Source organism: Haloferax sp. YSSS75 (genome assembly GCF_046764215.1).
Classification (GTDB): Archaea; Halobacteriota; Halobacteria; order Halobacteriales; family Haloferacaceae; genus Haloferax.
Window position 1 is genome coordinate 2,673,108 of sequence record NZ_CP177206.1, and the last position, 17,212, is coordinate 2,690,319.

The window sequence follows — 17,212 nt, forward strand, 5'->3', positions numbered from 1 at the left end:
GGATTGGGCGCGCACATTCGGCCTCAGTTCCCATCCTCCCACCCGCGCGCCCGGCACACCACCATAGCCGTTCTGGCTCCCCCGGCACGGCGTGCGGCGTCTCCACCAGGGCGCCGTCTTTTACTTCAGAAACCGGCCAGTGCGAGTCGGTGCAGAATCCGTCGCCGACGAACTCGAAACAGACGTCTCTCAGCCCAGCAATTTCGCCCGAACGCGGTCCAGTGCGTCGCGTTCGGTGAGGAGTGCGAGTTGGTCGCCGGGTTCGACGATGGTCCCCGGCAGCGGAATCGTCATCGGTTCGCGTTCTCTGCCGTGTGCGTAGACGCGACCATCGGCACCGAGGTCGATGCTCGCGACGTGTTCGCCGACGATAGGTGCGTCGTCGGGGACGGAAACCGTCGCCAGACGGAGTCTGTCGGTCAAGTCTCCGAGTGCGTTGAAGTCGCCGCCGAGGAGCGCCGTCTTCGCCCCCGCCGCACCGAGGCGTTCGGGGTAGACGATTTCGTCGACGTCGTCGGCGTAGCGCTCGTAAATCTCCTGTCTGTAATCTTCGCTGATTCGCATGACCGAGCGACAACCGAACTCCTTGCCGAGCATACAGGCTGCGAAGTTGATGTTCGGGTCCCCGGTGAGGCCGCCGACGGCGTCGGCAGACTCGATACCGGCCGATTTCAGGACACTCTCGGTCCCGCCATCGCCGAAAATCGCCTGAAATCCTTCGTCGAGCGCCCGGTCGACTTTCTTCTCGTCGTTGTCGACGACGACGACCTCGTGCCCCTCTTCGCGGAGCACCCGTGCAGTTCGTGACCCGACACGGCCGTAACCCACGATAACGAGTTTCATGGTATCACAATACACACCCGACGGCTAAAAGATAGCCCCCGCCACGACGAGACACCGCACGATGGAGCTCCGACGGTGGTCGGACACACGACCAGTCCGGTGTATGTCACGAACGTGCCGAAAACAGGGGATAGCGTGGGGAAATACGGGCGTGGGGTGTGTTACCACGACTACCGACACCGTTTTTCCTCCAGATTACATACGCTCCTTCGATGATGGCCACTACCCACGCCCTCGCGGGTGTCGTTCTCGGCACTGCCGTGTGGGCGTTGTTCCCCGAGGCCGGTATGCTTCCGGTGCTCGCGGCCGGCCTCGGCGGCCTGTTCCCCGACTTCGACCTGTACGCGGGCCACCGGAAGACGCTTCACTTCCCGGTGTACTTCAGTGCCCTCGCTGTGCCAGCACTGGCAATCGCCGCAGTGAACCCCACGACGACGACGCTCGCCGTCGCGCTCTTCCTCGCGGCGGCGGCGGTTCACTCCGTCTCCGACATGTTCGGTGGCGGCCTCGAACTCAAACCGTGGCTCGGCACGTCTGACCGTGCCGTCTACGACCACTGGAACGGCCGCTGGATTGCGCCGAGACGCTGGGTCCGTTACGACGGGTCCCCCGAGGACCTTGCGCTGACTCTCGCGTTTGCCGTCCCACCGGTCGTCGTCTTCGACGGCATCACCGAGACAGTCGTCATCGGGGCAGTCGCCGTCTCCGGCGTCTACGTGCTCCTGCGCAAGCCGATGGTCGAAATCGCCGAACGACTCGTCGCGGCGATTCCCGACCACCTCGTCGACCACGTCCCCGAGCGGTTCGTTCGGGACCTTCGGTAGACGACCACCTTCTTCGATTTCCACCCACCGAGCAGTGGGAACGCCGTCTCACCGACTGGACTGAATTGGATTGGATTGGACTGGACTGGACTGGACTGGGCCGTGGAGAAGACATTTATCGGTCGCCGTCGCGTCTGCAGACGAGACAGCGAACGCCGATGACAGACCAACGACGAACGGTCAGAGACGGCTACGACGACTTGGCCGAGACGTATCTCGAAGCACGAAACGAGGACCCAGAGTGGGTGCTCACCGAACTCACGAATCGCCTCGAACCGGGTGCCCGCGTCCTCGACGCAGGGTGTGGGCAGGGCGTCCCGGTGACGACTGCGCTGTCTACCGACTTCGATACCGTCGGACTCGACTTCTCCCGTGCGCAGTTGCGACTCGCGCGGACGAACGTCCCCGGTGTGGCGTTGTTGCAGGGCGATATGACCGCACTCCCCTTCCAGACCGAGTCGTTCGACGCCATCGCTGCGTTCTACTCGCTGATTCACGTCCCGATTCCCGAACACGAAGACGTGATTGCGGAGTTCGCCCGCGTGCTCACCCCCGGTGGGTATCTCCTCTGTACCGTCGGCGGAGACGCGTGGGAAGGGTCGAACACCGATTGGCTCGACAGTGGCGTCGAGATGCAGTGGAGTTTCCCGAGCATCGAAGAGACCTACGAGACACTCGAAGCAGTCGGGTTCGACATCGTCGACGAGTTCGTCGTGGACGACGAACTCGGGAGCGAATATCCGTTCGTGTTGGCCCGCGTCGACGCGGACTGAGTTCGTCGGCCGGTTCGAACCACCTGCTCGTCGGCCGGTTCGGACCCTCCACTCGTCGGTGCTGGCCACACAATTAACCGCTCGGCCCACAGAGATGTCTGCGATGCCTTCCTCGCCAGTCCAGCACACTCCTCGGCGGACGCGTCCGAAAGCCGGGGCAGAACCCGCCACCGGGGACGAACTGACCGACCGACGTGAGGCAGTCTGACGTGGCCACGGACGTGTTCGACAGTCTCGACGAGTGGGTGACGGCAGTCGACGCCGTCGTGGGCACCAGCGGCGACGGGAGCGTCTCCGCCGACGCCGTCGAGCATGGCTCGACGGGCAGTCAGGTTCCACCTGACGACGCCGTCGAACTCGTCAACACGTTCGTCCTCGTCCAGACGCTCTGCGGGTACGGCGTCGTCGACGCCGACTGGCTTCGAGAGACGTGGCAGACACACGAACGCGCCGACGGACGCGAAGAAACGCGAGCAGTGCTCGACGCGTTCTTCGCAGACGTCGCTGCGTTGGTCGAACCGCAGTCCGGACTGGTCGAATCGCACGTCACCACCGACGTAGACCTGTCCGAGACGGACGTCGAGGCGTTCTATCGGACGCTCGCGACGGTTCTCGGTGTCGGGACGGAAGCAGACGACGAGAATCCGGGTATCACCGACTACGACTTCACGCAAATCGACGCGGACGTCTTCGGCCGCATCTACGAACGATATCTGGCCGAGGGCCGTGCTGGCAGTGGAATCTACTACACGCCGAGATACGTCTCGGAAGCTGTCGTCGCTGACACCGTGAAACCCCGGTTGCGACGACTCACGGGCCGGATAGAGACGGCGGTTGCAGAAGAATCGTGGGACGACGCCGCGTCGGCGGTACGGGAGCTCACCGAGTTCAGCGTGCTCGACCCGGCGTGTGGGACCGGGTCGTTTCTCGTCGCGGCGTACGCCACCATCCGCGACGAATACGCCCGCCTGTTCGAGTTCCTCGACGACGAGCGAAAGTCGAGGGGCGAGGCGACAGCGTCCGACTCGAAGGCCGAGTCGACAGCGTCCGAATCAGGGAATGCCCCGGCAATCGAGCGTCTCGAAAGCCTCCAGCGGACGCTCGGATACGCCGAAGACGACGACGGGACGCTCCACCGCTGTGAGCGAACGCTGGCCGCGACGCTCGTCTTTCGACACGTCTACGCCGTCGACGTCGACGGGCACGCGCTCGACGTGGCGAAACTCAACCTCTGGCTCGAAGTCGTCGCGTGTGACCCGCACGTCTGCGACGACACCCCTGTAGACGGGTCCTGTGTGTCGCCTGCGTTGGACCTGAACTTCGGGCGAGGCGACGCTCTCGTCGGCCCCCCAGACGAACGGGTGGCGACGAGACTGCGCACCCAGTACGCAGACGAGATGCAGGCCGTCCTCGACGCACGCGACCAGTTCGTGGACGCGCCGGACGACCCGGCACCACTCAGACGGGCGACGGCGTCGCTCGCACAGATTCGGGGGTCGCTCGACTCGGCGTTCGAAGCGAGTGAGGTGTCGACGGCGATTCTCGACGAGACGACGCCGCTGTACTGGCCGCTGCAGTTCTGGCACGTCCTCGGCGATGGCGACGGGTTCGACTGTGTCGTCGGCAACCCACCGTGGGTCATCGAAGCGGCCGACCACACCACGCAGTACCTCTCCGAACGATACGACCATCAGGCCGGGCAACCGGACCTCTATCGGTACTTCCTCGAACGGTCGTTCACCCTGACGACGGGGCGACTCGGGATGGTGACGCCGAACACGTGGCTGTCGATTCCCGGCGCACAGCAGTTGCGGCGACTCGTCTTCGGGAACGCCGGATTCGAGCGGATATCGTTCGTTCCGGCGTCGGCGTTCACCGGCGTCGGCCAGAACAGTATCGTCGTCGTCGTCGACCGGCAGGCACCGGCCACGGGAGCGGACGACGACGACACGCTCGTTCCCGTCGGCGAAATCGAGGCCACGGGGTCGGTTCGAGACGTTCGGACCATCCGGGCCGCAGACGTCGAACCGCCGACGTATCACGTCAACCCGTACGTGGGAACCGAAGAGAAGTCTCTGGTCGCCACGATGCGTGCCGACGCCACCGAGTTGCAGGAGATAGCCGACCTGACCGTCGGATACCAACTCTACCACAGCAGTCTCCACACCGCCGCCCAAATCGACGGCGAGGTGTTCCACTCGGAGACGGACGCGGGCCCGGACTCCGTCCCCGACACGCGGTCGGACGCACTCTCGAGATACCACCTCGACCGGTCGCAGAACCGCTACGTCGACACGGCCGCCGACTTCTTCCGCATCCCACCGCGTCGGTTTCGCGACGGTGAGAAACTCCTGTTACGGGAGGTTCCGTCGAAGACCGACCGAGGGTTGGTCGCCACGCGCTCGGCGGAGACGCTCTTGTTCCCCAAGTCGGTGATTTCGGTCGTCCTGACCGCCGACGAGTACGAGTACGAACATCTGCTGGGTCTGCTGAACAGTCGTCTGCTCTATCTCGCGTCGCTCGTCACTGGCGAGAAGATGGGCCAAGACCTCTTTCCGAGAGTCTCGCTGACGCAACTCAGAGGACTCCCCATCGAAGGGACGTCGGGACTGACACCGCTCGTCACGAAGATGGAGCGACTCGCGGCGACGCGCCGCCAGTTTCGGCGACACTGGACGCAGTGTACCGAGACGCCGACTACGGAATCACGGCGTCTCACAGAGATACTCGACGTGGGCGAGCGCCGGTCGGCGAGTGACGAGACGTGGGGCGTTGCGTCGGTGTGTGCCCCCGACGGCGACGTGGAAGGACACAGGGACGGGGACGCTCTCGACAGGACATACGAGTCGTTCGCGGTGGACGGTGGCACCGACGACTCGACCCTCGTCGTCTCCGGCCTCGACGGCGGCGTCGAACACGAACTCCTCCACGCGGAGTTTCGGAATCGCAGTGCGCTCCAGATGGTCTATCTGTCGCTGGTGGCGCTCTTCGAGTCGAGAGCCAAAGTCGACCACCTCGGACACGTCCTGGAGAAGACGGCCGTCCCCGTCGGCGACAGTGAAGCGACGGGCCGAGACGGTATCGCGTATGCGGTACGCACGATAGCTGACGTCGAACGCGCCGTCGAATCTGACAGGAAACGGAGCGACGCACCGAACGAAGTGGAGACAGACATCGTGAGGATAGACGACGCAGTCGCGACGACGCAGATGAACCTCGATGCGGCCGTCTTCGATTGCTACGGACTGACGAGCGCGGACGCGGAGACAGTCCTCTCGGTGCTCGACATCCGCGAGTCCATCGTCTCCCAGACTGTTTCGAAACTGGCGACGCTGCGGAACAGCGGCGAAGGGACAGGAACCGAGCAGCACCGCGAGAAGGGCTGAAAGCGTGGCGGCGGGACGGCCGAGAGTCGGTTCAGTCGGTCGGTTCGGCGTGTCCAGCAGGCGTCGCGTCGGCACCGGACTCCCGTCGGTGAAGGAGATAGGCGCACACGACAGCGACGATGCCGGCGGCGGTTGCGATGCCGAACGCGACGCGGTAGCCTGCGGGTGTGTAGACGCGGGCACCGGCCACGACTTCGCCGGTCCAGTAGGCGTCCAGTGCGTACCCCATCACTGCGGGGAAGACTGCCGCACCGAAGTACCCCATACTGTTTATCGCGCCCGTGGCAGTCGCACTCGCCGTGGCGACGTGGCGCTCTTTGGCGACGGTGAAAGCGATGAGGGTCCCACCCATGACGAACAGGGCGACGAAGAGCAACCCGCCAGCGACGAGCAACGGTGGCGTCACGAACAGGAAGATGAGTCCATACGCCATCGTGAAGACCACGCACGACCCGAGGATAATCTCCGTCCGGTGGCCCAGTCGGTCCGAGAGCGTGCCAATGATTGGTGACCCCAGCAGGAACCCGACGTTGCCGACGAAGACGAACATCGACGCCGTCCGGACGGAGACGTCGTAGAGGTCCGCGATGTACGGGACGCCCCACAGGCCGAGGACGGTGAAGTTCGTCCCCAAGACGAGAAACAGCATCGTCCCCATCAGCCACGTTTCGCGCTCTCGCAGGACTCGCTTCGTGTTCGTGATGACCGTCGAGAACTCGATGTTCCTCGTGGACGGCTGGACGCCGTCTACCGGTTCGAACCCTGCATCACTCGGACGGTCACGGACCACGAAGAACGTCACCACGGCGAGAGCGACGCCGCCGACGCCGATAGCGACGAGGACCGACCGCCACTCGGCGCTGTCGATGGCGATAGCGAGCGGTGTCGTCGCGAGCACACCGCCCATCCCGGCGGCGGCAATCGTCCACCCCGTCATCGTGGCGAACTCGTCCGGCCGATACCAGTTGGCGAGGAATCTGAGCGTCGCCGTGTAGAGGACGCTCCCACCGAGACCAAGCACCGCCCGCGAGGCGAACGCAATCGCGTACGTCGGTGCCAGCGCGAAACCGAACACACCCAGCGACATCACGGCGAGACCCGCGGCGGCGACCCGACGCGACCCAGCACGGTCCACGAGGATGCCCGACGGCAACTGCAAGCCGGCGTAGATGTAGAAGAACGAGGCGTGGAGCATCCCGAGTTCTGCACCGGTCGTGTCGAACGTCCGTGACAGGTCGTCCGCGAGGACGGCAGTCGTCACACGATGGAAACTGACGAGGAGGAATCCGACTGCGAGGAGCGCCCACAACACCCAGCGCCAGCGCGTCGGATGTGCGCGAAGAGAGACCCGTGCCATACGACTCGTCACAGAGTCCGCGTGTAAATGTCTATCGTGGACGGCGAAACTATTCGTACGGTATCTGGTACATCTCCCAAATTGTTAAGACACGTAACTGTGTTAAGTGCTGATATGAGACACGTTGGACTCAAGCTCAGAATGGCCGTCTCCGGGACGATACTCTTCGCGTTCTACATGCTCATCGCGACGGCAGTGTGGGAGTTCCTCGGGTCTGCTGTCACAGTCGTCGCGTTGACGGTGCTGTTCGTCGGCGTCCAGTACAAACTCGGGAAGTGGCTCGCACTCAGGAGTATCGACGCCGAAGCGCTCCCCGAAGACGAGTTCGCGAACGTCCACGAGACTGTCGAGACGTTGAGCGACGAGATGGGCATCGACAAACCCACGCTCATGTACGCGCCGATGGGTGCGCCGAACGCGTTCGCCGTCGGACGACAGGGAAGCGGCGTCGTCGTCCTCGGAACCGAACTCATGGAGGTGCTCGACGCCGACGAACTGGAGGGCGTCATCGCACACGAACTCGCGCACCTGAAGAACCGAGACGTGATTCCGATGGTTCTCGGCCAGAGCATCGCCATGCTGTTCGGGTGGGGCGTCTACTTCGTCGTCAACGAAGCAATCGGCGGTATCGTCGGGTGGATTCTTGGGTGGATGGCGAGCATCGTCGCACAACTGCTGGTCACGATATTCGTCCTCGTCATCTCGCGCGTCAGAGAGTACGCCGCCGACGAAGACGCCGCCCAGTACACCGGCAATCCCGACGCACTGGCGAGTGCGCTGGCGAAGATTCACCACGTCAACGAACAAGTCGAGCGAACTGCCGTCAACGATAGCGTGAGTGCGCTCTGTATCTTCGGCCAGAGTCGCGGACTGCTCGCGCGACTGTTCGCCTCTCACCCGCCGATGGAAAAGCGCATCGCACGACTGCGACAACTCGACTGAGAAACCACGCCCGTTCGACTGTTTTACGCCGCATCGTGTCTGGGGAGTACAGACACGGGGCCTCTCCCCTCGACTCAGATTCGAGTTCCGAATCCCGAGTCTCGAACACTCACGCCGCGCACAACGAGGATTTTTGTATCTATGCGATAATTTGACATATGTTACCATGGAAGCAGCCAGATTACACGAATACACCCACGACATGAGCCAGGCACTGCAAATCGACGAGGTAGACCGGCCGACGATTACGGCGTCGAACGGCGTCGTCGTCGAAGTCCAAGGCGCGGGGTGGTGCCAGACAGACAACCACATCATCGAGGGGATGTGGACGGAGTACGCCGACCAGACCCTCCCGATGACGCTCGGTCACGAGAACGCGGGAACCGTCGTCGAGACGGGAGACGAAGTCCAACTGGTCGACGTAGGCGACCCGGTCATCTGCCACCCCGTCCAGACGTGTGGCACCTGTCGCCCGTGCCGACAGGGTGAGGACATGTACTGCGAGAACAGCAAGTTCAACGGCCTCACGACCGACGGCGGGTTCGCAGAGTATCTGCTGACGAACGAGCGTGCCGTCATCCCACTTCCGGACGGCGTGGACCCTATCGACATCGCCCCGCACGCCGACGCAGGCATCACCGCCTATCACGCCGCCAAGAAGGCAGTCCGGGAACTGAATCCGGGCGATACGACTGTCGTCATCGGAATCGGTGGCCTCGGCCACATCGGATTGCAGTGCGTGGACTCGATGAGTGCGGCCGACATCGTCGCCGTCGACGTCAAAGACGAGGCACTCGACCTGGCCGTCGAACTCGGTGCGACACACACCCTGAACCCACGGGACGAAGACCTGGCCGCAGAGATAGACGCGCTCACGGACGGCACCGGTGCGACGCAAGTACTCGACTTCGTCGGTGCCGACGAGACGACGGAATACGCGCCCGACATCGTCGCCGCAGGCGGTGACCACCACATCATCGGTTACGGTGGGCACGTCCACGAACCGTCGCAGGCGCTCGTCAACGGCGAGTTCGCCTTCCGCGGGACACTCGTCGGGCGCTACACGGAACTGCAGGAACTCGTCGCCCTCGTCGAGCGTGGCGACGTCGAACTCCGAACCACGCGATACGGCCTCGACGAGGTGAACACCGTCGCAGAACGCCTCGAACACGGTGAAATCGAGGGGCGAGCGGTCATCACGCCCTGAGGCAGTGTCCGGTCACGTCTCCTGTTTTTCGCATCGAGTCTCGGAACCGAGTCGCCGCAGACGCTGACTCACCACCGAATCGGCCGGCTTTCCGGACTGTCTCCGTCGAAATAGCACTGACTTATGCTAGCAGACAGCGAACTAGCACGATTGTAGAACGGTCGATTCTGACGAATCGAACCGACCCAACGAGAGGAATCATGACAGAGACAACAATCATCACACGAGAGGGAGCGACTGCTACACTGGCCGAAGAGGCCGTCGTCGCGTTCGAACAGGAACTTCGGGGTTCGTTACTCACCCCCGACGACGAGGGATACTCGGAAGCGACGCTCATCTGGAACGGGATGGTCGAAAAGACGCCGGCACTCGTCGTCCAACCGACCGGAACTGCCGACGTCGTCGCCGCCGTGAAGTTCGCCCGTGAACACGACCTGTTGCTGTCGGTGAAAGGTGGCGGCCACAACATCGCCGGTACCGCGCTGGCCGACGGCGGCCTGACCATCGATATGTCGACTCTTCGTGGCGTCGTCGTCGACACAGAAGCACGGACTGTGACCGCACAGGCGGGGTGCATCCTCGGCGACGTGGACCGCGAAACACAACTCCACGGCCTCGCACTCCCACTGGGATTCGTCTCGGAGACGGGTATCGCCGGCCTGACGCTCGGCGGGGGATTCGGCTACCTGACCCGTCGGTTCGGGTGGGCAGTCGACAACCTCCAGTCGGTCGAAATCGTCACCGCCGACGGAGCGGTTCGGCAGGCGAGCAGCGACTCCGAACCCGACCTCTTCTGGGGCGTCAGGGGTGCAGGTGCCAACCTCGGTGTCGTCACCTCGTTCACCTACCGCCTCCACGACGTGGGGCCGACAGTCTACGGTGGCCTCATCGCGTGGCCGTTCGACCGAGTCGACGACGTCGCCGCGACGTATCAGGAACTGACCGCTACCGCACCACGTGAACTGACGGTGTTCATGATGTTCCGTCGTGCACCGGCCGCCCCGTTCGTCCCACCCGAGTGGCACGGGAAGCACATCTGCGCGATGGCAGTCTGCTACTCCGGTGACCTCGACGAGACAGACGAGGTTCTTGCGCCGATTCGGGCGCTGGGTGACCCCATCGTGGACCTGTTGCAAGCCCAACCGTACACCCAACTCCAGTCGTACCTCGACGCGACGCAACCCAAAGGAAACCACTACTACTGGAAGACGGAGTTCGCTGCCGACCTGAGCGACGAACTCGTCGACACGATGGGAAAACTGGCGCTGGAGTCACCGATTCCCGGCGCACAGATGGTGATGGCACACATCGGTGGCGCACTCAACGACCACGAACCAGACGACGGCGTCGTCGGGAACCGTGACGCGCACTTCGCCTACGGTGCCGCCGGGATGTGGGAACCGAACGACCCCAAGGAAGAAGCGTACAAACAGTGGGTTCGCGACGCGTGGGCCGAGTTCCAACCGTTCTCGACAGGTGGCAACTACATCAACTTCCAGACGATGGACGAAGACGACGAACGCATCCGAGCGACCTACGGCGGCAACTTCGACCGTCTCCTCGAAATCAAAGCGCGCTACGACCCGGACAACGTGTTCCGGACGAATCGGAACGTCCGAGCTATCGCTGCGCCCGAGGACCTTACGGGAGGGACAGACCACACTGCGGGGACGGGCGGGAGACCAGAACACGCCTAAACGATGGGTGGCCGTGTAAGCGTGCGTCTCAGGGGTCTTCTCTTAGGCCTCTCCAGTCGCCCAGATGGCGAACGACTCCACCTCCGAGGGCGCGTCGTCGCCGAACTTGAACTGGAATCGTTGCGATTCGCCCGTCGGAAGTGGCTCCTTCAGTTGCCGTGAGTACGGACCGGCACCACCGGGTTCGACTGTCACGTGGACGGTGACGCGCTCGAAGTCCGTGTCGCCCTCGTTCGTCACAGTGCCGGCGACGCCTTGCACGCCGTTCATCTCGTAGTGATAGAAGTCGGCAAACGCGAGTCCGCTCGTCTGTTTGTCCGTCGCGACAGACCCCAACTTCTCGGTTTCGGCCGGGTTCGGACCCTTCGTTTGAGTCGTCCCTGTGTCGTCTCCGTCACCGATATCGGCCGACGCAGTCGTCGTCTCCGTGGCCGTTTCAGTCGTCGTTGGCGCTTCGGTTTGCGTCTCCGTCGTCTCTGTCGACTCCGGCGTCTCCTCACCACCCTGTGAACCGGACGAACACCCCGCAACGGCGACTGCGACGCCGAGTGACCCCATCGCTCGTAACCAGTCTCTGCGGTTGAAATTCATATTGATTGTCTATAGATTACTCTGCCAACATGTTAATCCGTTTCGGCGAGGATGCGCACATCGGCAGCTCTGTGCGGACCGAATATCTCGACTGTCCGGTCACTCGTCTGGGTCTCACCCGCAGGCCGGTGAAAAATCCAGCGTCGAAACGCGAATTCGTCGCGAGGCGACAGAACCGTCGTCAGGTCTCGATTTCTATCGTGCGTCCGCGGGTGGTCGCACCCGCCATGACCGGCAACCGGACTTCGAGGATGCCGTTGTTGTACGTCGCTGTGATGTCCGCTTCGTCGACGTTCTTCGGGAAGCGGAACCGCCGGTGGTAGGTCTTCCGCTGACCGCGTTCTGGGTCTTCGTGTTCGGCGGCGATGTTGAGGACACCGTCGTCCCACGACACGTCGATTTCCGCAGGGTCGAAACCCGGCATCTCGACGCTGAGGACGAACTCGTCGTCCTCTTCGTACAGTTCGTAGTCGGTACTACCGGTTTCGAACAGTCGACTCGGGAATCCCGTGTTCTGGAACCACGAACTGGTTGGACCTGTCGGCAGGGCCATGGCTACTCACCTCTGGTTCCACTCGAAACTATGCTCTCAGTTCGTAATAAATTTTACATAAAATTTCGGATAGGTGTGCGGATAAACAACGCGAGGCCGAAGACGAGGAGCCCTGCGACGGTTAGTCGTCCGCCGGAGCGGGTTCCTTCCGTGCGAGTCGGGGGATGACCTCGTCTGTCGTCGCCGTCTCGTGGGCGATGAATCCGAAGTTGGTGTAGGCGGCTTGGAGTGCCTCCTCTCCAGCGGCGGCCGTCGCGTCGGTGACCACCAGTACTTCGAACCCTGCTTCGACGGCGTCACGAAGGTGTGATTCGACACAGAGGTTCGCGCTCATGCCCGCGAGGACGATGGTGTCGATACCGCGTTGTCTGAGTTGGGTGTTGATGTCGTTGCTCCAGAATCCACTCAGCTGTTTGTGCGGCGCGCAAACGAAGGTGTTGTCGTCCGGGAGGAGTTCCGGGACGAACGCGCTTCCCGACCCGGCGCGGTCGAACATCCGCGTTTCGAACATCATCCCGTCGATGGTGTTCAGGTGTTGCCAACTGTCGTACTCGTCTGCCTCGTAGTAGTGCGGCGAGTAGAACACCTTGATTCCACCCTCTCGCGCGGCGTCGCGGAGTTTGACGAGGTTGTCGACAACGTTGTTCTCTTCGACTGTCTCACCGACGTGGTCCCAAACGACGCTCTCGGGCTTCAAGAAGTCCACTTGCGGGTCGGTTATCAGTAGTGCTGTCTGCTCTGGTGTTATTTCTACGCCCATTTCCTCCACCGGAGAGAGATACGTGCCGTGGTAGCATATAGAAAATGTAATATAGAGTATACTGTCCGAGAATGCTGTGTGTATTTGGATTTCTGAATAGGTTCCCTACGCGATGCTAGCGTCTAGACGCTTGGTTGTTCGGTCTGTGTTCACCGGAAATCAGACATCGTCTCGATTCGAACCGAGGCACCGCTCGAAACTGTTGGTTTTAGAAAAAGCCTAGGCCGGGATTTGAACCCGGGCTCTCGTCCTTACCAAGGACGCGCTTTACCGCTAAGCTACCCAGGCAGGCATTCCTTCGTTGTCCGGGTTACTCTTTAGGGGTTTCGATTCGGGACGGGGCAGCACCGTGGTAGCGTATGTCGATTAGCGGTCTGCTGTCGAGGTGACTGGGTCGTCACCAGCGCCCCCTTGATACAGTGCCGCGATACGTTCGACGGTCGATTCGGAAACCGTCTCCGCGGCGGGTGGAAGGTCACCGTCGTGGGTCTTGGCCAGGTCGGCCGCGTACTCGACGAGTGCGGTCGGTGGTGGTGACCCGACGGCAGTCGTTCCGGCGACGACTGCGAGCGTACAGATGTTCACTTCGAGGTTGCTGTCGAGGACAGCACGCTCGCCCTCCGGAGCAGAACGAAGGCGCGTCTGGTCACGTCCGAAGGCGCGAACCGTCTCGACGGCGTGGTCCGCCGCCTCGGTTCGGGCGAGGAGATAGAAACCGCGCGAGACGAGCACGTCTGCGGCGAGGATGTCCAAGTCGGCATCGGTGTCCTCCTCTGACGATTCGAGGTGTGTCCACGGTTCGTCGTGAGCGAGCAATCGAGTGAGTCGAAGCCCTTCGTAGATGAGTTGCACTCCGGCGGCACGGGTCGCCATGCCGTTCAGGTCGACGTTGGGTTCGACAGCCCGCGCGCTCACGAACGTGAGCACCGCCGGGGTCAACGAGGCGGCGTCGAGGCGTTCGTCCAGCGCCGCACGTAGGGCATCGGGTTCGATATCCGAGAGGGCCTCACGCGCAGCCTCACGGGCTCGCACGGCGTCGTCCATCGGCCGAGACTTACGGTTGGGAGGCCAAAGACCTTTGGAAAACCACGGCACAACGGGGATATGATACGGACGACAGACGAAGGCAACCTGCGAATCGTGACTATCGAGCGGCCAGCGCGTCGAAACGCCCTCAGACCGACAGACCTCGACGCCCTCGAAACTGCAATCGACGGCGCCGACGCACCGGTCGTCCTCTTCCGCGGGAGCGGGGCCGCCTTCTGTGCTGGTGCCGACCTGGATAGCGTCGCGGAACTGTCCGACCCCGAGGCGTTCGCTCGGCAGGGGCAGCGTGTGGCCGATACCATCGAAGATTCGTCGTCCGTCGTCGTGGCCGGAATCGACGGTGCGGCCCGAGGCGGGGGTGTCGAACTCGCACTCGCCTGTGACGTTCGGGTCGCGACACCCAGAGCGACGCTCGGCGAACCGGGTGTCCGAATCGGACTCTTCGGTGCGTGGGGCGGGACCGTCAGACTGCCACGTATCGTCGGTGAAGGCCACGCACTGGAGTTCTCGCTCTCCGGGCGCGTCGTCGATGCCGGCGAAGCCCTCCAGATGGGCCTCGTCTCACGAATCGTCGACGACCCGTTCGACGTCGCCGCCTCGATGGCCGAAAACGACCATCGGTCGCTCCAGATTATCAAAGCGCGCCTGCGGGACAGACGCGGAGACGAGGCACGTCTGCAGGCTGAAGCCGAAGGATTCGCCGAACTCCACGACGCAAACGTCGACGACATCGCATCGTCGAGAGAGGAGTAACTACAGGTCCAGTTCGTCCGGTGCGGGCGGCATCGCCCGTTTGTGAGCGCTGCGTTCGTAGAGTTCGACCACTCGGTCGACCTGCGCCTCGGTCACGCCGAGGTGGCGAACGAGTGCGGTCTTCGAGAGTGGGCCGTCGACGTGGAGGGCCAGAATGGCGTCGAGGACGTCGTACGTGAGTCCGAGTTCGCTCTCGTCGGTCTGGCCGCTCCACATCTCGGCCGACGGCGTCTGCAACACGAGTTCCTCAGGGACGCCGACGTGGGCGGCCAGTTGGCGGACCTGTTGCTTGTAGAGGTTGCCGATAGGGTTGCAGTCGACGGCCTGGTCACCGTACTTCGTGAAGTAGCCTGTCATCGCCTCCGCCCGGTTGCCGGTGCCGAGGACGATGCGATTCTCGTGGTTGGCGACGAAGTAGTTGAGGACGCCACGCGTGCGGACGTAGACGTTTCCGGCGGCCATTCGGTCGTTCGCCGCCTCGGGGAAGGTGTCGAAGAATTTCTCCGCGATGGGCTGAATCTCGACGACGTTGTACTCGATACCAAGCATCTCGGCGACGCCCTCGGCGTCGCTCATCATATCTTCGGCGTTCGCCACACTCGGCATGACGAGGCCATGGAGGCCGTCCTCACCGAGCGCTTCGACGGCGAGGAACGCGGTGAGCGTCGAGTCGATACCACCGGAGAGACCGAGTACCGCGCCGTCGGCACCTGCCGCATCGACAGTGTCACGGATGAACGACGTGATGTGTTCGCGGTGTGCTTCGAGTTCGGCCTCAGAGAAGCGCAGGTCGAGTGGCGCATCATCAGAGAGAACGTCGATGTCTGTCATTGGAACCTGATTAGAACTGCGGGGGCAAATAGTCACTCGTTAGGGAAAATGAATGGACGGGCGTCCAGTTTCGATGCGTCACCGTCTGGTGAAGCGCTACGTTCAAGTGCCCCCGCAGTCTACGAATTTTTGCTTCGGAGACGAGGCGTAGCGCGCCGATAGGTGACTGAACGAAGTGAAGTCAGCCCCGGAGCGAACGAAGTGAGCGCCGATGTATCACAGCGCGAAGCGGTGTGATGCACGAAGCGAGTGAAACGAGCGCCGATGGTCCAATGGTAGGACACGAGCTTCCCAAGCTCGAAGTCCGGGTTCAATTCCCGGTCGGCGCACTCCCTTCGGTCGTTTGCCGACCGACCTTCGCAAACCTTCGGTTTGATCAGTCCCGGTCGGCGCATTCTGCAACGAACAACGTGAGGAGCACCCGCGACGTGTGTTTCGTTCGATGGCGGGCGTCGTTTGTAACCTCTCTTTTGAAGACATTTGTCCACTCTAATCACATATTTACTGTTGGTTCAGAACCAATACGCCAAAAGACAACGATAAGAACACACACGACCACTCTATAACTGAGGAAAAGAGTATGGCAGCCAAAGCGATGGAAACGCACGTCAACCTCTCGACGTTGGACCCGACATTCGAGGCAGAGGGGGCCGTCATTCGAGAAATCGAGTGGGGCGATATGCACGTCGATATCGAGTCGTTCGACACGGAATTCGATACCACACCGTTGATGAAGGGACTCCCGGACGACCGATGTCAATGCCCGCACTGGGGATACGTCCTCGAGGGGCGGATGACCGTCAACTACGCAGACCACGAAGAGCGTGTCGAGGCCGGAGAAGCCTACCACTTGGCTCCCGGCCACCGCGTCTCGATGGCGGCAGGTACCGAACTCGTCGAATTCAGTCCCAAAGACGAGTTCGAGAAGACGATGGAAGTCGTCGCGAAGAACGTCGAAGCAACCGCGTAGAACGCGGGTCGGTTTTTTCGGACCACTCTCGGGTGGACGTTGGGGAGTCAGCAGCGACGAAGAGCGTTCCGTGAGCGACCACTGCCGTTAGAAAAACAGGTCCTGTACGTCTTCGAGGTCGGCCGTCTCGGCCCGAAACGCGGGTTGGGTCGCCTGTTGTCGAACCGACGCGTGACGTTCGAGCGCCGCGTCGAATTCGAGAATCGCCCGTTCGAGTTCCCGCGCGAGCGCATCGAGTTCGTCGTGGAAATCGGTGTTTTCGGCCATGCTACTCAACGATTAGTGGGCGTCGATAAAATGGATACGGCCGGCGCGAATCAGTGGAGGCGTCGCGTACAGTTCCAACAGAGGTCGAACGTCGTATCGGCCTCGTTTTCGGCCCCACACTCGGGGCAGATACGCTCTCCAGTCGGCGTGACCTGGACACTCATCCGAGAACGGTCGTCGAACGAAGACGCGATTTCTGGGTGAACGTACCGGTCCATCCGGTCGGAGTCTCGACCTGACCCATCACCCATCGTTGGTTCACCGCCGTTGACGAGGTAGCGGTAGACCAGTAGCTGGAGCAGGGTCAACCCGAGGGCGTAGATGACGATCCAACCCCAGACGTCCATCACGGCTTGTACTACGTTAGCATGCTATATCGGTTCTTCGGTCAGATAGCTACTCAGTCAGGAT

General features: G+C 62.4%; 17 protein-coding genes and 2 tRNA genes. 9 read left to right on the forward strand and 10 right to left on the reverse strand.

Features of this window, described 5'->3' with window-relative positions; translation table 11 throughout:
* Positions 1-189 precede the first annotated feature (189 nt).
* Positions 190-843, reverse strand: a complete 654-nt coding sequence (locus ACK3R5_RS13990; protein ID WP_411964671.1) for a potassium channel family protein — start codon at positions 841-843, stop codon at positions 190-192.
* Between the two features lie 212 nt (positions 844-1,055).
* Between ACK3R5_RS13990 and ACK3R5_RS13995 the strand changes: the two genes are divergently transcribed.
* The 3 genes from ACK3R5_RS13995 to ACK3R5_RS14005 all read left to right on the forward strand — a co-directional run bounded on the left by ACK3R5_RS13995 (position 1,056) and on the right by ACK3R5_RS14005 (position 5,826).
* Positions 1,056-1,667 (forward strand): metal-dependent hydrolase, encoded by a 612-nt coding sequence (locus ACK3R5_RS13995; RefSeq protein ID WP_411964672.1) that lies wholly within the window; start codon positions 1,056-1,058, stop codon positions 1,665-1,667.
* Positions 1,668-1,825: 158 nt separating this feature from the next.
* The gene (locus ACK3R5_RS14000; RefSeq protein WP_411967405.1) at positions 1,826-2,440 is read left to right on the forward strand and encodes a class I SAM-dependent methyltransferase; all 615 of its coding nucleotides are present in this window, start codon (positions 1,826-1,828) and stop codon (positions 2,438-2,440) included.
* A 194-nt stretch (positions 2,441-2,634) separates the two neighbouring features.
* Positions 2,635-5,826, forward strand: coding sequence for an Eco57I restriction-modification methylase domain-containing protein (locus tag ACK3R5_RS14005; RefSeq protein ID WP_411967406.1), 3,192 nt, complete (start codon positions 2,635-2,637; stop codon positions 5,824-5,826).
* Between the two features lie 31 nt (positions 5,827-5,857).
* Here ACK3R5_RS14005 and ACK3R5_RS14010 read toward each other — a convergent pair whose 3' ends face one another.
* Positions 5,858-7,183 carry an MFS transporter gene (locus ACK3R5_RS14010; RefSeq protein ID WP_411967407.1) on the reverse strand — a complete coding sequence of 442 codons (1,326 nt, stop codon included), beginning with the start codon at positions 7,181-7,183 and terminating at the stop codon, positions 5,858-5,860.
* A 114-nt stretch (positions 7,184-7,297) separates the two neighbouring features.
* On the opposite strand from ACK3R5_RS14010, the gene ACK3R5_RS14015 reads away from it, so the two are divergent.
* The 3 genes from ACK3R5_RS14015 (at position 7,298) to ACK3R5_RS14025 (ending at position 11,029) form a co-directional block, all read left to right on the forward strand.
* Entirely contained in the window at positions 7,298-8,125 is an 828-nt protein-coding gene (locus tag ACK3R5_RS14015; protein WP_411964676.1) for a M48 family metalloprotease, read from the forward strand.
* A gap of 166 nt (positions 8,126-8,291) precedes the next feature.
* Positions 8,292-9,332, forward strand: a complete 1,041-nt coding sequence (locus ACK3R5_RS14020; RefSeq protein WP_411964677.1) for an NAD(P)-dependent alcohol dehydrogenase — start codon at positions 8,292-8,294, stop codon at positions 9,330-9,332.
* A gap of 200 nt (positions 9,333-9,532) precedes the next feature.
* Positions 9,533-11,029, forward strand: a complete 1,497-nt coding sequence (locus tag ACK3R5_RS14025; RefSeq protein WP_411967408.1) for an FAD-binding oxidoreductase — start codon at positions 9,533-9,535, stop codon at positions 11,027-11,029.
* Positions 11,030-11,071: 42 nt separating this feature from the next.
* Here ACK3R5_RS14025 and ACK3R5_RS14030 read toward each other — a convergent pair whose 3' ends face one another.
* The 5 genes from ACK3R5_RS14030 to ACK3R5_RS14050 form a co-directional block, all read right to left on the reverse strand.
* Entirely contained in the window at positions 11,072-11,620 is a 549-nt protein-coding gene (locus ACK3R5_RS14030; RefSeq protein ID WP_411964679.1) for a hypothetical protein, read from the reverse strand.
* A gap of 181 nt (positions 11,621-11,801) precedes the next feature.
* Entirely contained in the window at positions 11,802-12,173 is a 372-nt protein-coding gene (locus tag ACK3R5_RS14035; protein ID WP_411967409.1) for an Hsp20/alpha crystallin family protein, read from the reverse strand.
* Positions 12,174-12,294: 121 nt separating this feature from the next.
* Positions 12,295-12,933, reverse strand: coding sequence for a cysteine hydrolase family protein (locus tag ACK3R5_RS14040; protein ID WP_411967410.1), 639 nt, complete (start codon positions 12,931-12,933; stop codon positions 12,295-12,297).
* A gap of 216 nt (positions 12,934-13,149) precedes the next feature.
* Positions 13,150-13,221: transfer RNA gene (locus ACK3R5_RS14045), tRNA-Thr, on the reverse strand.
* A gap of 78 nt (positions 13,222-13,299) precedes the next feature.
* Complete coding sequence (locus ACK3R5_RS14050) at positions 13,300-13,977, reverse strand: hypothetical protein (protein ID WP_411967411.1); 678 nt, start codon at positions 13,975-13,977, stop codon at positions 13,300-13,302.
* A 60-nt stretch (positions 13,978-14,037) separates the two neighbouring features.
* Between ACK3R5_RS14050 and ACK3R5_RS14055 the strand changes: the two genes are divergently transcribed.
* Positions 14,038-14,733: an enoyl-CoA hydratase/isomerase family protein gene (locus ACK3R5_RS14055; RefSeq protein WP_411967412.1), complete on the forward strand. Its 696-nt coding sequence runs from the start codon at positions 14,038-14,040 to the stop codon at positions 14,731-14,733.
* Here the strand turns inward: ACK3R5_RS14055 and ACK3R5_RS14060 are convergent, their stop codons facing one another.
* On the reverse strand, positions 14,734-15,564 hold the full coding sequence (locus ACK3R5_RS14060) for an NAD+ synthase (protein ID WP_411967413.1): 831 nt from the start codon (positions 15,562-15,564) through the stop codon (positions 14,734-14,736).
* Positions 15,565-15,822: 258 nt separating this feature from the next.
* On the opposite strand from ACK3R5_RS14060, the gene ACK3R5_RS14065 reads away from it, so the two are divergent.
* Together ACK3R5_RS14065 and ACK3R5_RS14070 are read left to right on the forward strand one after the other, a co-directional pair.
* Positions 15,823-15,893 (forward strand) — tRNA-Gly (locus ACK3R5_RS14065).
* A gap of 251 nt (positions 15,894-16,144) precedes the next feature.
* The gene (locus ACK3R5_RS14070; RefSeq protein ID WP_411967414.1) at positions 16,145-16,534 is read left to right on the forward strand and encodes a cupin domain-containing protein; all 390 of its coding nucleotides are present in this window, start codon (positions 16,145-16,147) and stop codon (positions 16,532-16,534) included.
* Positions 16,535-16,621: 87 nt separating this feature from the next.
* Here ACK3R5_RS14070 and ACK3R5_RS14075 read toward each other — a convergent pair whose 3' ends face one another.
* Complete coding sequence (locus ACK3R5_RS14075) at positions 16,622-16,801, reverse strand: hypothetical protein (RefSeq protein WP_411964698.1); 180 nt, start codon at positions 16,799-16,801, stop codon at positions 16,622-16,624.
* Positions 16,802-16,851: 50 nt separating this feature from the next.
* Positions 16,852-17,148 carry a hypothetical protein gene (locus ACK3R5_RS14080; protein ID WP_411964699.1) on the reverse strand — a complete coding sequence of 99 codons (297 nt, stop codon included), beginning with the start codon at positions 17,146-17,148 and terminating at the stop codon, positions 16,852-16,854.
* Positions 17,149-17,212 lie beyond the last annotated feature (64 nt).